The sequence below is a fragment of the Janthinobacterium sp. YR213 genome (assembly GCF_900099875.1).
GTDB lineage: Bacteria > Pseudomonadota > Gammaproteobacteria > Burkholderiales > Burkholderiaceae_D > Janthinobacterium > Janthinobacterium lividum.
On record NZ_FNDA01000001.1, the window covers coordinates 645,608 to 659,316 of the forward strand.

At 62.6% G+C, this 13,709-nt stretch carries 10 protein-coding genes; 4 read left to right on the forward strand and 6 right to left on the reverse strand.

Going from position 1 to position 13,709, the window contains the following annotated elements:
• Positions 1-38 precede the first annotated feature (38 nt).
• The 4 genes from BLT98_RS02935 to BLT98_RS02950 form a co-directional block, all read right to left on the reverse strand.
• A complete protein-coding gene (locus tag BLT98_RS02935) occupies positions 39-2,555 on the reverse strand; it encodes a TonB-dependent siderophore receptor (RefSeq protein WP_244517363.1) in 2,517 nt (838 codons plus the stop codon).
• Positions 2,556-2,659: 104 nt separating this feature from the next.
• Positions 2,660-3,583: a FecR domain-containing protein gene (locus tag BLT98_RS02940; protein ID WP_211614806.1), complete on the reverse strand. Its 924-nt coding sequence runs from the start codon at positions 3,581-3,583 to the stop codon at positions 2,660-2,662.
• Positions 3,584-3,588: 5 nt separating this feature from the next.
• Positions 3,589-4,122, reverse strand: coding sequence for a sigma-70 family RNA polymerase sigma factor (locus BLT98_RS02945; protein ID WP_070280647.1), 534 nt, complete (start codon positions 4,120-4,122; stop codon positions 3,589-3,591).
• 107 nt (positions 4,123-4,229) lie between these two features.
• Positions 4,230-5,861: a hypothetical protein gene (locus tag BLT98_RS02950; protein ID WP_139178989.1), complete on the reverse strand. Its 1,632-nt coding sequence runs from the start codon at positions 5,859-5,861 to the stop codon at positions 4,230-4,232.
• 260 nt (positions 5,862-6,121) lie between these two features.
• Between BLT98_RS02950 and BLT98_RS02955 the strand changes: the two genes are divergently transcribed.
• The 3 genes from BLT98_RS02955 (at position 6,122) to BLT98_RS02965 (ending at position 8,412) form a co-directional block, all read left to right on the forward strand.
• Positions 6,122-7,465: a sensor domain-containing protein gene (locus BLT98_RS02955; protein ID WP_092605123.1), complete on the forward strand. Its 1,344-nt coding sequence runs from the start codon at positions 6,122-6,124 to the stop codon at positions 7,463-7,465.
• Positions 7,466-7,513: 48 nt separating this feature from the next.
• On the forward strand, positions 7,514-7,900 hold the full coding sequence (locus tag BLT98_RS02960) for a hypothetical protein (protein WP_139178992.1): 387 nt from the start codon (positions 7,514-7,516) through the stop codon (positions 7,898-7,900).
• 68 nt (positions 7,901-7,968) lie between these two features.
• Positions 7,969-8,412, forward strand: coding sequence for a DUF411 domain-containing protein (locus tag BLT98_RS02965; RefSeq protein WP_092605127.1), 444 nt, complete (start codon positions 7,969-7,971; stop codon positions 8,410-8,412).
• Between the two features lie 93 nt (positions 8,413-8,505).
• On the opposite strand, the gene BLT98_RS02970 is transcribed toward BLT98_RS02965, so the two are convergent.
• Positions 8,506-10,737 carry an NADP-dependent isocitrate dehydrogenase gene (locus BLT98_RS02970; RefSeq protein WP_034786464.1) on the reverse strand — a complete coding sequence of 744 codons (2,232 nt, stop codon included), beginning with the start codon at positions 10,735-10,737 and terminating at the stop codon, positions 8,506-8,508.
• Between the two features lie 2 nt (positions 10,738-10,739).
• The gene (locus BLT98_RS02975) at positions 10,740-11,027 is read right to left on the reverse strand and encodes a hypothetical protein (RefSeq protein WP_092605129.1); all 288 of its coding nucleotides are present in this window, start codon (positions 11,025-11,027) and stop codon (positions 10,740-10,742) included.
• A gap of 74 nt (positions 11,028-11,101) precedes the next feature.
• Between BLT98_RS02975 and BLT98_RS02980 the strand changes: the two genes are divergently transcribed.
• Positions 11,102-13,255, forward strand: coding sequence for a TonB-dependent receptor (locus tag BLT98_RS02980; RefSeq protein ID WP_092605131.1), 2,154 nt, complete (start codon positions 11,102-11,104; stop codon positions 13,253-13,255).
• Positions 13,256-13,709 lie beyond the last annotated feature (454 nt).

The following is a 13,709-nucleotide window of genomic DNA, read 5'->3' on the forward strand; positions in this document are numbered from 1 at the left end:
CTTCGCAGGAAGACGGGCTTTTTTGCTTCAGCTTGGGTTTAAAACTGGCCGCGCAGGGTCAGTTGCCAATTGCGCGGCGTGCCATAGCAGTTGGCATTCGTCACTGAGCCGACGCGCTCGTAATACACGCGATCGAACAGATTGTTGACATTCAGGCTCAAGGTCCAGCGCGGATCGATCCGGTATTGCGCCATGAGGCCAACGACGGCATAGCCGCCCTGCGTGAAATCGTAGGCCTTGCCGTCTACCTTGCCCGCCACGTAGGTACTGCTCTGGATGATGGCATTGCCGCCCACCTTCCATTGCGACAGCGCGCCCGGCAAGGCGTAGGCGGTAGTGACCTTCAACATATGCCTGGGCGTGATGCTGCTGTAATCGGTGTGCGTGCTCTCGTCCTTCGTCTGGTTGTAGGTGTAGCCGGCCGTGCCTTGCCAGCCCGTGCCGAGCTCGCCGCCCAGCTCCATGTCGACGCCCCGGCTGGTGACTTTGCCTTGCGCCAGGTAGCAGCAGTTGCCCGCGAACGGATACTCGGTGTACGGGTAACGCATGTCCTGCACCCCGGTGCCCGTGCGCTGCACGTCGAAGACACTGAGGGTCGCGTTCAGCAGGCCATCCATCAATTCGCCCTTGAGGCCAGCCTCGATGCTCTTGCCGCGGATCGGCGGCAGGGAAGCGCCAGGCAGAGGCGCCGCTTTCAGCAAGGCTTGCGGTTTGAAGATGGAGGAATAGCTGAGGTAGGCCGACCACTTGTCGCTCACATCGACAATCACGCCGCCATACGGCGTGAGCTTGGTCGGTTCGCTGAAGGGCGTGTCCGTATCGAGTTGCAATACCCCTTGTTCATCGGCCAGATACGTCACCTGGCCAAAGCTGTAGCGGCTGGCCCGCGCGCCGGCGATCAGGTGCAAGCGGTCAGTGGGATGCAAGCGCAGCATGCCGTACACGGCCTTCTGTTCCTGCGTCCATGGCTCGAACACATAGCTGAGCGGTACGTCCAGGTCAGGATTCCAGGCATTGCGGTGGAACACATCGGCTGGCACGGCCCAGTTATCCACGGGCTTGCCTGTGCCCCAGCGCGCCTTCACCCGCTGCCAGTCGACGCCAGCCAGGAATTCATGGGTGCGGCCCAGCAAGGCAAATGTGCCACTGAGGCTGATATCGGCCACGTCCTGCCGGTTCTTCACCTCGTAGCGCCCGCCTCCCCACAAGGGGCCCTGACCAGTCTTCGGATCGACGGCGCCGTTGGCAAACGCCGTATCCGAGATAATGTCCATATTACTGTGGGTCAAATTGACCTTGAGTTTCCAGCGGTTGGCGAACTGGTGTTCGAACTGTCCGAACACCTCGCTGGCCGTGCGGTCATTGAAAGCCCACGGCTGGGTCAAGCTGGCACTGCGCGGCAAGCCGATATTGCGGCCGTCGCTATAGCGCGGCAAGCCGCTGCCGTAGCCATTGTCATGTTGCCGTCCATAGCTGGCGCCCACGGTCAGCAGGCTGCTGCGCCCCAGATCCGCTTCCAGTACGCCGTAGAGCTGCGGCTTTTCCACGCTGCGGTCATCGAGGTGATAGTCGCGCTGCTCATACACGGCCACGGCGCGGCCCCGCAGTCGCCCCTCGTCGGCCAGCGGGCCCGTCACGTCCACGGTGGCGCGGCGGTTATTCCAGCGGCCCAGCGATGCTTCGGTAATGATCTGGCGCTCGGCCAGGGGCTTCTTGCGCGCCAGATTGATGATGCCGCCCGGATCGCCTATGCCGCCCAACAATCCCGATGCGCCGCGCATCACTTCCATGCGGTCATAGAAGGCCATGTCTTGCTGCGCATCGTAGGAAAACGCGCCCAGCGCCAGCGGCGAACCGCCATCGATCTGCATGCTGGTGATCTGGAAGCCGCGCGAATAGAAATTGTAGGCATTGAAGCTGGCGCGGTTGGCAACGATGCCCGGCGTGAGCTTCAGGGTATCGCTGATGTCCACCAGGCGCTGGTCATCCAATTGCTGGCGCGTTACCACCGAAACGGACTGGGGAATTTCGCGGAACGACTGGTCGCTCTTCGAGGCGATGCTCGTCACGCGGCTGGTATAGGAGCCGCTACCTTCCGTGGTGCCATCGTGTGCGCGCCGCTCCATGACCTTGACGGCAGGCAAGACCTGCGGTGCCGCGCCAGCCTCGGCACCCGCTTTCCTCAGCAGATAGCCACCGGTGGCGCCGGGAATTGCGTGCAGGTCCGACCCGGCCAGCAAGGCGGCCAGGCCATCCTGGAGCGCATACCTGCCCTGCAAGCCAGGCGATAGGAGGCCTTCCGCCAGGGCCGGCGCGAACGACAGGGTGATGCCGGCTTCGCTGGCGAACTGGTACAGCGCCTGGTTCAGGGGCCCGGCGGCTATGGCGTAGCTGTGCTTGGCGTCGGCCGCCTGTGCGCCAGCCATGCCCACGCCGGCAAGACCTGCCGACAACAGCGCACCGCGCAGGGCGGCGGCCAGCAGATGGAGCCGGAAGCGGTGCGCAGGCTGGCTGGGGGTGCGTGGAGGGTGAAACTCGATTACTGTTTGCTGCATAACAATCCCTTGGATAAAGTCAGTCGAAAAGCTGCTCTCTCTGACTTGCCGGACGGGATCTAAAAAGGGGCCAGTTTTTTTGACTTCCTGCTACAACAATGGCATCAGCTGGCCGGCGCCGCCACCACGGTGAGCCAGTACGGCGTGCGCGACAGGATAGCGACGGGCAAGGTTTGCTGCAGTACATCGAGTGCCTGGTCGATATTATCGGTTCGAAAGATGCCCGAAATGCGCAAGCCGGCCACGGCTGGATCGCAGCGCAGGATGCCTCGGCGATAGCGGGCCAGTTCCAGCAAAAAATCATCGAGGCGCATTTTGTCTGCCAGCAGCAGGCCACGCTGCCAGGCCGTTTGCGCCGCCCCCGAGCGTTGTGCCGCCCCGATGGCCCGTGCGCTGAAACTGGCATGAAAGCCGGCCGGCACGACCACGGGCCGCGCCACGGCACTGGCACGTACTTCCACCGCATGGGCCAGCACGGCGAGTTCCGTGCGTCCCGCGTACTGGCGCACGGCAAAGCGCGTTCCCAGCGCACGCAGGCTGCCTTGCGCCGTGCGCACCCGGAACGGCCGCGCGCGGGCATCGCTCGCCGTCTCGATCAGCATCTCGCCTTCACGCAAGATCACCAGCCGCTGCTGCCCGTCAAACACGACATCGGCCGCCGACGCGGTATTGAGCGTCAGCACGCTGCCATCGTCCAGGATAAAACTGGCTTGCTCGCCCGTTGCGGTGCGATAAGCGGCACGCTGGCTGTAGTGCCATGCCAGCGGCGAAACCAGTGCCACGGCGGCCAATACCTTCAAGGCCGCGCGCCGGTCGCGCTGCCGCCCCAGAGTGGCTTGCCCGATATCGGTCGGCACGGCGCCGAAGGTGCGCGCCAGTTCATTGGCCGCTTGCCACGCGCGCTCGTGCTCCGGACTCTGCCCACACCATTGCGCCAGCCGGACATGCTCGCGCGCCGTCATCTCGTCGCCATGCAGCTTGACCAGCCAGGCGGCGGCATCGTGCACGATGCGACGATCGACGGGCACCGTACTCACAGCATCAGGCTCAGGCACTGTGCGAAGCCTTGCTGCATATACCGCTTCACCGTGCGCAAGGGAATACCCAACCGCTCGACGATCTGCGGATAGGTCAAGCCTTCCAGCTGCGACAGCAAGAACACGCTGCGCACCTTGGCCGGCATGGCATCGAGCATGGCATCGAGCCGTTGCAAGGCTTCCAGCACCAGCAGGCGCTCTTCGGGGGAAATGGCGACGGCATCGGGCTGGCCGGCCAGCGCAGCCAGCCAGGCTTGCTCCAGCGAGCGGCGACGAAACAGATCGATCATCAGTCCATTGGCGACCGTGCGCAAGTAAGCACGCGGTTCGCGCATGGGCACTGCCGCGCCCTGCTTGCCGGTGCGGTAGCCCGTGACGATGCGCACAAATGTATCGTGCGCCAGGTCGGCCGCATCGAAGGAACAGCCGAGCTTGCGCTGCAGCCATGTCCTGAGCCAGCCATGGTGTTCGCTATACAGCACCGTGATGGTCGAGCCATGGGGGTCGGCAGAAACAGGCGCGGCAATCATGCGGGCACTTTCAGGAGAGCATCAATAATAAATGAGAATCATTATTAATTGTAGCCATATGCGCGTGCCCGCGCAAGTTTCCCCGAGCAATGATGCCGGTTTGCTCCCTAGACCGCGCCCGCGGTCTTGTCGGCCTCCGCGGGCAGCACATCGGCTTGCCACAGGCTGATGGCATGGCCCGCATACGACTGCAGCAGCACGTCATCGCCCAAGGTCTGCAGCAATTTCTCGCGCTGCTCCGCCTTTTTCTCGGGCGTCATGCCCTGCTCGCCCGTCTTGTATGGCCCCAGCACGGAGACCAGGTCGCGCATCAGCGAATGGTCGGTCGGCGTGGTGACATCCGACTCCACCTTGCCCAGCATAAATTTCGTGATGTGGGTCGACTGGCTGGCCGCCTGTTGCAGGCTGGCCTTGACCAGCTTGCCATCCTTGTAGCCTATTTGCGCATCGCTGCTGGCCGTATCCTCGATCTGGTGATACGTGTAGTTCTGCGACTCCACCCTGTCCGTCAGGCGCAGGGCCACGCCCGGGACCAGCGTTTCGTGGAAACTGGCGCTCAGCTTAGATTGCTGCTGCTGGCGGATCGAGCGGTCATTCTGGCTGGCGCCGGTAATACTGGTCTTTTGCGACAGTTCGTACTGGAATCCATCTTTTTCCGACGAACGCATGGGATTGCTGAATGCCGCCGTTTGCGTGACCGATGCGCTAAAGTCCGGCAAGCCCGTGACCATGGCGCGGTCTGCGGCGGCCAGCTGCCATTTTCCCTGTTCCGGCAGGCCCGTGCTGGCTGGCGACACGGGCGCATTGCTGTGCACGGCCGTAAACGCATCCTTGAACATGGACATCAGCGCGGCGTCGCCGTGGCCGCGCCAGGAAGCCTGATCGATCTGCTTGATGTAGCTGCTCATGGCCTTCGCCTGGCGCTCCTTGCTGCCCAGGGCGTTCAGCTGGCTGGCGTCGACTTTCACGTCCAGCGAGCCCGCCACGCCCGTGAAGCTGACCTTGCGCTGCGTGCTGTCGGCCTGAAAATCCAGGGTTTGCGTGCTTTGCGGCTCGCCGCGCACCAGCACTTCCGCGTGCAGATTCACCGATCCCAGCACTTCCTGGTCGAATTGCATCAAGCCGGCCAGCCTGACCTTCGGCGTGCCCTGCGCCATGCCGTCGATGGCTTGCTGGAACGCTTCCGACAAGTCACCCAGGGCCTTGACCTCTGCGTCACCGAGTTCGCCGCTGGTCGTCATGCGCACGGCCAGGCCGTCATCCTGGCTGTCGAGCGACAGCTTGACCTCGACGCCGCTTTTAGTGGTGATGCTGAGGCTGACCTTGTCCTGGCCATTGCCATGCAGGCTGGCCGGCGCAATGCCGCCCACCTCGGCGTAAGCGGCAGGCTGCGTGCGCGCCGGCGGCTGCAGCAGCGCTTGCGACACATTGCGCACGCCGCCCTTGAGCTGGTCCAGCAAGGCTGCGCCCAAGCCGCTGAAACGCCCGCCAAACGATGCGTACGGGGCAAAATTTTTCGTCATCTGGTCGCTGACGTCGTCGCGCGACGGGCTTTCCCACACCTTGGGCGATGGCAGCAGGTAGGAGATGGCCGGCATCTCCCCTCCTTCCGCCCCAAAGGCAACGATGGTCGATGGCGTGGACGCCGGCACGGCCGGCGCGTCCGCCCGGCTGGCCGTGACGCCAGACACACGGGACGGGGACGCATTCCAGCTCGGGATCGGGGAGACGGAAGTCATGGTGATGTAGCCTTGTAAAACAAAAACAGATACATGGATAAAATATTGCCCATTTTAATTTTCTGGCAACCCTACATGCGCCCGCAATCCAGCGCCGCCACGGATTGAACGTGTTGGCGAGCAATTGCATGGCAATACTGTTTTAACGGCAAGAAACGGAAAAGCATGAGCGTCGGGGAAATGAAACATTTTCATGCCGCTGGCCTCGTCGGCTCCCAACAAGTTCAATCACAGCAGGGAATGTCCATTAAAATGCCACTATGGAACACAAGATTCTGCGCGCGCCGCTGGCCAGCTTTACCGACTTGTTGCTCGATGCCGTGTGCATGGTCGACGTGGAGGGGCGCTTTGTCTTCGTCAGCACCGCCTGCGAACGCATCTTCGGCTACACACAGCAGGAAATGATCGGCAAGCGCATGCTCGACATGGTCGCTCCCGCCGACCGCGCCCGCACACTCGCCGCCGCGCAAGCCATCATGGATGGCCATGCGCAGACACACTTTGAAAACCGCTACCTGCGCAAGGATGGCAGCCTGGCGCACATCATGTGGTCCGCCCGCTGGTCCGCCGCCGACCAGTTGCGCGTGGCGGTGGCGCGCGACATCACCTTGCTGAAACAGGCCCAGGCAAAGCAGGCCGCGCTGTACGCCATCTCCGAAGCCATGCAGGCGACGCAAGACTTGCCCGCCCTGCTGCACCGCATCCAGCTCATCATCGGCGAACACTTGCCCGCGCGCAGCCTGACCTTGCTGCTGCATGACGAACACGGCATACAGCCTCCCATGACTTCCCATGCCGAGGACAGCGCGCCCCAGCCAACGTCGTCCCTGGCCAGCCTGCTGTGCGACGAAGTGCTGCGCAGCGGCCGTCCCCTGCATCTGCAGGCAGGGCAACTGGCTGGCCTGCCGGCGGCGCTGCAAATGGCGGCCTGCGCCCTGTCCTCGTGCTGGCTTGCCGTGCCGCTATATTCCTCCATGGGCAGCGTCGGGGCGCTAGCCTTGCAGGGCGGCCAGGATGCCGTCATCGGCACGGAGCAAGACCAGGATTTGCTGCAATTTGTCGCCAAGCAACTTGCCACCGCCATCGAGCGTCGGCAGTTGCAGACGCAAATGCAGTTCATGGCCATGCACGATGAGCTGACCCGCCTGCCGAACCGCCGCCTGTTCCACGACCGCCTGCACACGGCGTTCGCGCGCGCGCACCGCCAGGAAGGCCGGCTGTCGCTGCTGTTCCTGGACCTCGACAACTTCAAGCGCGTCAATGACGACCACGGCCATGCCTGTGGCGACCTGCTGCTGCAAACGGTGGCGAGCCGCCTGCGCGATTGCATGCGCGAAACCGACACCCTGGCCAGGATGGGCGGCGATGAATTCGTCGTGCTTCTGGAAAGCAATACCGCGCCGGTGGATGTCAGCCTGATCGAGCAAAAGATCCATGCGGCCCTGGCCACGCCGCTGCACCTGGGCAACGGACAGCAATTGCAGATCGCCGTCAGCATCGGCGTGGCCCACTATCCGGAAGATGGCGACACCATGCAACTGCTGCTACGCCACGCGGACCGGGCCATGTATGCCTCGAAGGTACTGGCGGCCGCCTCGCGCTAGCGGCCGCCAGCTCCTGGCGATAGTGCCTCTATGCTATACTTTTCGGCGATGCTAAGACTCTTCAAAACATGGCTGATCCTGCTGCTGATCACGACGGTGCCGCTGCAAGCGGCCGCCGTGGGTGCCATGCTGCTATGCGCGCCGCTCGCTGACGAACCTGCCACCGCGATGACAGCGGCCTGCCAGCATCATGCTGCGCAGTCATCCGCCATGCCGGACAGCGCCAGCACGCCAGAAGACAACAAGACCCCTGCCAAGCACCCCGCGTGCGGCGCCTGCGCCGGCTTTTGCCTGGGCGCGCTGATGCCGCCTTCCCTCGCCCTGCCTGCCGCCGCCTGCAGCGGCGCGCAACAAGTCACCATCGCCACGGCCACCTTGCTGGCGGGATTCATTCCCGACGGCCCGCGCCGGCCGCCGCGACCGCTTTCCGCTTAAATTCCAAGCTCGTCCCAAGCAGGCCACCAAGGTGGCCACGATAACCTTACTGCGTCTGAAAGCAACACATGATCAAACATTTCTTGGTGCGCGGCGCCTTTGCCGCCATGCTGGGCCTGCCCACGTTCGCCATGGCAGCCCTGCCCGTCATTGAAGTCTACAAGAGCGCCTCCTGCGGCTGCTGTTCCGAATGGATCAAGCACCTGGAAGCGAACGGTTTTACGGTACGCGCGAAGAATGTCGAGATGCCAGCGCAATACCGCAAGCTGGCCGGCATTCCCGACGCGCTCGGTTCCTGCCACACGGGCCTCGTCAACGGCTACGCCATCGAAGGCCATGTGCCGGCCAGCGAGATCAAGCAGTTGCTGCGCGAGAAACCCAAAGCCAAAGGCCTGGCCGTGCCGGCAATGCCCATGGGCTCGCCAGGCATGGAAGGACCGCGCAAGGATGCGTATGACGTCTTGCTGGTCAAGAGCAATGGCAACACCGAGGTCTACAAGCACTACCAATAACCCTGAGGGGAAATGAAAAACACCGCCGGAATCGCTTCCGGCGGCGTTTTCTTATCAGGCAGCAGTCAGGAACTGACTGCCTTCATGACTGCATCAGATGCTGTCCAGCACGGCATTCAGGCTGGCGCTAGGACGCATGACCGCTTCCGTCTTCGCCGGATCTGGCAGGTAGTAGCCGCCGATATCCGTTTCCTTGCCTTGTACTGCTTTCAGCTCGGCAACGATCTTTTCTTCGTTGTCCGCCAGGGCTTTGGCTACCGGCGCAAAATGCGCTGCCAGTTCCGCATCGTCCTTCTGCGCTGCCAGGGCTTGCGCCCAGTACATGGCCAGGTAGAAATGGCTGCCGCGGTTGTCCAGCTCGCCGGTACGTGGCGATGGCGACTTGTTGTTGTCCAGCAGCTTGCCAGTGGCTTCGTCCAGGGTTTTCGCGAGGATTTTGGCCTTCGCATTGCCCGTCTTGATGCCCATGTCTTCCAGCGACACGGCCAGAGCCAGGAACTCGCCCAGCGAATCCCAGCGCAGATGGTTTTCTTCCACCAGTTGCTTGACGTGTTTCGGTGCCGAACCGCCGGCGCCCGTTTCGTACATGCCGCCACCGGCCATCAGCGGCACGATCGACAGCATCTTGGCGGAGGTGCCCAGTTCCAGGATCGGGAACAGGTCGGTCAGGTAGTCGCGCAGGATGTTGCCGGTCACCGAGATGGTGTCCAGGCCGCGGAAGGCGCGTTCCAGCGTATAGCGCATGGCGCGCGTCTGCGACATGATCTGGATATCCAGGCCCTTGGTGTCGTGATCCTTCAGGTAAACCTGTACCTTCTTGATGACTTCGTTCTCGTGCGGACGGTAGGAATCGAGCCAGAACACGGCAGGCATGCCCGAGTTGCGCGCGCGCGTGACGGCCAGCTTGACCCAGTCGCGGATCGGCGCGTCCTTGACCTGGCACATGCGCCAGATATCGCCCTCTTCCACCGTTTGCGTCAGCAGCACTTCGCCCGTTTCCAGGTCGGTGATGTTGGCGATGCCGCCTTCCGGCACTTCAAAGGTCTTGTCGTGCGAACCGTATTCTTCCGCTTGCTGCGCCATCAGGCCCACGTTCGGCACGGTGCCCATGGTCTTCGGATCGAAGTTGCCATGCCATTTGCAGAAGCCGATCATTTCCTGGTAGATGCGCGCGAAAGTCGATTCCGGCATGACTGCCTTGACGTCTTTCGGACGGCCATCGGCGCCCCACATCTTGCCGCCGATACGGATCATGGCTGGCATCGACGCGTCGACGATGATGTCGTTCGGCGAATGGAAGTTGGTGATGCCCTTGGCCGAATCGACCATGGCCAGTTCCGGACGGTTGGCGTGGCAGGCGTGCAAATCTTTCAGCACTTCATCTTTTTGCGACGCTGGCAGGGTTTCGATCTTGTCGTACAGGTTGCTCATGCCATTGTTGACATTCACGCCCAGCTTGTCGAACAGGGCGGCGTGCTTGGCGAACGCGTCCTTGTAGAAGATGCGCACGCAGTGGCCGAAAACGATCGGGTGCGAGACCTTCATCATGGTGGCCTTGACGTGCAGCGAGAACATCACGCCCGTCTTGAAGGCGTCGTCGATTTCTTTCTCGTAGAACTCCAGCAGCGCTTTCTTGCTCATGAACATGCTGTCGATGATTTCGCCTGCTTGCAGGGAAACCTTCGGTTTCAGCACGATGGTCTTGCCCGAGGCCGTGACCAGTTCCATCTTGACATCGCGCGCCTTTTCCAGGGTCAGCGATTTTTCGCCATGGTAGAAATCGCCATGGTGCATGTGCGAGACGTGCGTTTGCGACGATTGGCTCCACTCGCCCATCGAGTGCGGGTGCTTGCGCGCATACTCTTTGACGGCCTTCGGTGCGCGGCGGTCGGAATTGCCCTCGCGCAGGACCGGGTTGACCGAGCTGCCGATGCACTTGCCGTAGCGGGCTTTCAGGGCCTTGTCTTCGTCCGTCTTCGCATCTTCCGGATAATCCGGCAGCTTGTAGCCGCGGCCTTGCAATTCGCGCACGCAGGCGATCAGCTGGCCTTGCGAGGCGCTGATGTTCGGCAGTTTGATGATGTTGGTGTCCGGATTCTGGGTCAATTTGCCCAGTTCAGCCAGGGTGTTCGGGACTTTTTGCGCGTCCGTCAGGAATTCTGGAAATTCAGCCAGTACACGTGCCGCCACCGAAATATCGCTGGAAACGACGTCCACGCCAGCCGGCGCGGTGAATTTTTTGATAATTGGCAGCAGGGAATACGTCGCGAGCAGCGGCGCCTCGTCAGTCAGCGTGTAGATGATTTTGGATTTTTGTGTTGCCATGTTCATTCCCTTGTATGCGGTGATGCCTGGTGGTTAACTTTCTTCATTCCAAACACAGGACGGTTAGCCTTGCTTTGGACGGCTAGTGTGCCGGCGGTGACGCCGTGCTTGCCCACCACGTATTTTAGACTGTCCTGCCGCTGTTTGTGTATCCGATGGCGACGAATCTTATATAAGACAGCAAATATCCGGATCTGAAGGCCCAGGATGGCCATTTTCCGTGCGGAAATGCTCTCCAGGCGCGCGCGCGGCATGGTGATGAGCGTGGCAGCAATGACTATTCCAATCATTATAAATCGTAATGATTCTCATTTATAATGTCGTGCATGCAATTCCCCCTACTAACTTCATACACTCGCCCTCGATGCCCATTCCACAGTCCCCACTCCCCCATCCCCGCCTCACCACCCGGCTGATCCTCGCCGGCCTGCTCGTTGCCAGCGTGACGCCGCAGGCGATCGCCCAGGCGGCGGCCGATGCATCCGCCCCGCTCGCCACCGTGCTGGTGAATGGCCAGGCCGAAGCGGACGCCGGCGGACAGATCGCCAAAAGTGCGCGCGCCGGCCTGCTCGGTGAAAAAGACTTGCTCGATACGCCGTTCAGCATCAACAGCTACACCAGCCAGCGCATGCTCGACCAGCAGGCGCTGACCCTGGCCGAGGTGCTGGGCGGCGACCCGTCCACCCGCTTCACGGGCCAGATCGGCGGCGTCACGGATTCCTTCTTCATCCGCGGCTTTCCCCTCAACGAGGGTAATCTGAGCGAAGTGGCGTTTGACGGCGTGTATGGCGTGTCGCCCAATTACCACCTGTTTACGGAATACCTGCAAAGCGTGGAAGTGCTCAAGGGGCCGGCCGCCCTGCTGTACGGCATGTCGCCAAACGGCGGCGTGGGCGGCGTCGTCAATGCCGTGCCGAAACGCTCGCTGCCGCGCGACCTGACGCGCCTGACCGTCGATTACGGCTCGGGTTCGCAGGCTGGCGCGGCCATCGACGTCAGCCGCCGCTTCGGCGAGGAGCGGCGTTTCGGCATCCGCTTCAATGGCTTGCACCGCCAGGGCCACACGCCGCTCGACCACCAGACGTCGCGCGCGGAAGTGGCGGCTATCGCCCTCGATTATCAGGGACAACGGCTGCGCGCCTCGCTTGACCTGATCGAGCAATACCAGTGGATCGACGCGCCCACGCGCCCCTTCCTCGTGGCTGCGCGCCTGCCCGTGCCGGAAGCGCCCGATGGCCGCCGCAACATCGCCCAATCCTGGGGCTGGTGGAAGTCCAACGACCTGGCCACCCTGGGCAAGCTCGAATACGACCTGAACGACAAGGTCACCGTCTTTGCCGATGTGGGCGGCACGCGCTCCGATGTATCGCGCTATTCGGACCAGACGCCGACCATCACCAGCGCGGCGGGCGACATGACGGTCACGCCCATGAACTGGAAATTCCGCGTGCGGCGCGCCAGCGGCGACACGGGCGTGCGCACGCGCTTTCGCACGGGCGGCATCGAACATGCGCTGGTCGTGATGGGCAATGTCTACCGCGACGAATTTGGCAGCGCGAGCAATTCCGGCAAGCTCATCACTTCGAATATCTACCACCCAGTCGCCGTGCCCGACCCCGGCATTCCCGCGCCGGCACGCGCGCCGAAGCTGTCCGCCTCCACCCTCTCCAGCCTGGCTGTGGCCGACACCCTGGACATGCTGGACCAGCGCGTGCAGCTGACGCTGGGCGTGCGCCGCCAGCTGGTCGAAGCGAAAAACTACCATGCGACGACGGGCGCGCTGACCACGCACTACAAGCAGGGCGCCCTGACGCCGCTGGCCGGCATCGTCGTCAAGCCATTGCGCCACGTGTCGCTGTACGCGAACTATATCGAGGGCTTGAGCAAGGGCGATATCGCGCCGAACATCGCCGACAACGCGGGCCAGGTCTTCGCGCCCTACAAGAGCAAGCAGTACGAAGTGGGCACGAAGGCCGATTTCGGCATGGTGCTGGCGACCCTGGCCGTGTTCCAGGTGACTAAACCCAGCGGCCAGCTGTATGGCAAGGTCTACAGCATGGACAGCGAGCAGCGCAACCGGGGCCTGGAACTGAACCTGTCCGGCGCCGCCAGCAAGACCGTGCGCCTGCTGGCCGGCATCACCCTGCTCGACGGGCGCCTGACAAGGACCAACAACGCCGCCACCATGGGCAAGCGCCCCGTGGGCGTACCCACATCGATGGCCAACCTGGGCGGCGAATGGGATGTGCCGTACTGGCCAGGCTTGACGGCCACGGGTGCCGCCAGCTACACCAGCAAGCAGTTTGTGGATCAGGCGAATCTGCAATCGGTGCCTTCATGGACCAAGGTCGACCTTGGCCTGCGCTACCGCACGGCCATCGCCGGCAAGGCGACGACCTTGCGCGCCGGCCTGATGAACGCGTTTGACCGCCATTACTGGGCCGGCGTGGCCTCGTATGGCACCGTTTCGCAATCGGCGCCCCGCACCGTGCAACTGTCGGCTGCCGTGGATTTTTGACGGGCGCCGGCATCCGGCATCGCCCGGCTGGCGCGTGCACTGCGCGCCAGCCGCAAAGTCAGAAACAATAAAAACAGCAAGAAGCAGACCAAGCCACCGCCGAAGGCGCCAGGACCCACTACTGATCCTGGCATCATCGGCAAACGGCGACACTCCCGCAGCGGCTCGATACGCCGCACCGCACCGCATTCCAGTCCTCCCTGCCACCGCCCGGCACACGGCCGCCGCCATCGCGCATGCGGCGCTGCGTGAACACAATCGCAACATCGAACGACAACTACATTGATATTTATCAAATTGAGTGCCCGATGCCTGGGCTACTGTCGGTGCCATCTTTGATTTGAAACAGAAACTCTGCTGCCAAGAATCGACCGTACCAGACACAACGCCAGTTCTCGCCAGGCTTTTCACTCCCCAGCCGATAACGCTCGCCAAGTGCGGTAACACCCTGCGT